The sequence below is a fragment of the Halorubrum sp. C191 genome (assembly GCF_002727095.1).
In the GTDB taxonomy this organism is placed as follows: domain Archaea; phylum Halobacteriota; class Halobacteria; order Halobacteriales; family Haloferacaceae; genus Halorubrum; species Halorubrum ezzemoulense.
The window spans coordinates 1-1,031 of record NZ_NHNZ01000100.1 but is presented as its reverse complement, the minus strand read 5'-3'; the positions used below and the strand labels follow the sequence as shown (position 1 = coordinate 1,031).

Annotated in this window: 1 protein-coding gene; it reads right to left on the bottom strand. The window is 56.9% G+C overall.

Annotation, left to right across the window (positions count from 1 at the left end; all coding sequences use genetic code 11):
* Positions 1-1,031, bottom strand: a 1,031-nt coding sequence (locus tag Z052_RS09590) for an IS701 family transposase (RefSeq protein ID WP_099288990.1), incomplete at both ends; no start/stop codon positions are given.

Genomic DNA, 1,031 nt, shown 5'->3' with positions numbered 1-1,031 from the left:
TCATCGTTGTCTCGAACCCACGAGAGAAGGTTGTAAACGGCTTCTTTCAGCGAGTGTTCGAGGTTCGCTCGAAGCGATGACGCTTTCGAGCGAACCGTCCCCAAGGCGCTCGATTCGGGATCAAGACGGACGAGACTGTAGGCAGCCATCAGAAGGTGCCAGTGCCGACTGGCACCTTCGTCGGTCTGCATCTCGCAGTCTCCCAAGCCGAGATCCTGCTTCGAGTCCTCGAAGAACGTTTCGATGCGCCACCGCATCCCGTAGGAGCGAATAATGTGCTCGGTCGGTGCGTCGATCTTGTTCGTGACGAGGTACTTGACCGGGTTCTCTTCGTCTTCTTCGTCAGTTTCTTTCTCAGCGAGCACCAGCTTCACGTCTCCCAGTTGGGAGACGGGAAGCTTCTTTGTCCAGATGTGGTAGGTCTCGTCTTCGACGTCGCGTTCAACCGTGTCGATGCGCTCTGCAAGCGCATCGACGCGGATCTCTTCGCCGCCGTAGGTCACCTGTCGGTTGCTCCGGAGCGGGCCGATCCAGTCTTTCTCGGAGGATTCGATGAGTTCAGGAAGGCCAGAATCGTGGGCGAACCACGAGTCGAAGAGGTAGGTGTCCGCCGGGACACCTACCTCGTCTTCGAGTTCGGTGACGATCTCGCGGGCGAGATCGTACTTGGTGTCGTGGTCTTGGTCATTGTCGTCCTGTTTTTCGTAGAGTCGGAAGGTGAGTGGGTAGGCGGTTTTGTCGTCAGCGTAGAAGGCGTAGATGAGGTCTTGGCCCCAGACAGTGTCATCTTCAGCGTGATCGTAGAAGTGGCCGACGCCGGGGACTTCGTCCCCGGCTTTGTGGGTGATCGTGTCGTCGAGGATGATGTAGCCATCCTTCGACCAGCGTGTTTCACCGTGTTTTTGGAGTTCTTCGAGGCGTTCGTGGTTGAACTGTTGTTCGTCCCAGTCGTACTCGGTGAGGAATTTGTTGAGAGCGCGTTTGTCTCCAGCTGGAAGGACTTCGCGTGAGATGCCTGCCACGGTCTTGTT